Here is a 353-nt window from a genome sequence, read left to right as displayed (position 1 = left end):
CATCTTGGCGCGCTGCGACATCTCGGCCGCGCCGCCCAAGTGCCGGTTGGCGACGGCTTCGATGACATCCCATTTGGTGTTGGCGTCGAAGGACTTCTTGATGTCGGGCGCGTCGAACAGTTCGAAGATTTGCTGCACGTACTGGCCGGTTTCACGGGTCAGCGCCAGGATGTTGCCATAGCTTGAACGGTCGAGATGGTAGCGCAGGTCGGTACCGACACGCTGCACCGTGGCGAGCGCCGCGAACGGCCGGTCATTGATGGTCGAGCTGCCGCGGATGACCTGGCCGATGGTCAGATCCTGGAAGTATTGCGACATCGCGTTCATGAAGGCGACCAGCATGAAGTGGAAGC

At 61.2% G+C, this 353-nt stretch carries 1 pseudogene; it reads right to left on the bottom strand.

The features are described from left to right. Positions 1-353, bottom strand: a pseudogene (locus tag EN862_RS35190) (hypothetical protein); the annotation flags it as partial.

Source organism: Mesorhizobium sp. M2E.F.Ca.ET.219.01.1.1, from assembly GCF_004016445.2.
In the GTDB taxonomy this organism is placed as follows: domain Bacteria; phylum Pseudomonadota; class Alphaproteobacteria; order Rhizobiales; family Rhizobiaceae; genus Mesorhizobium.
Note: the sequence above shows the minus strand (reverse complement) of the source record. Positions and strands in the feature narration are given on the sequence as shown.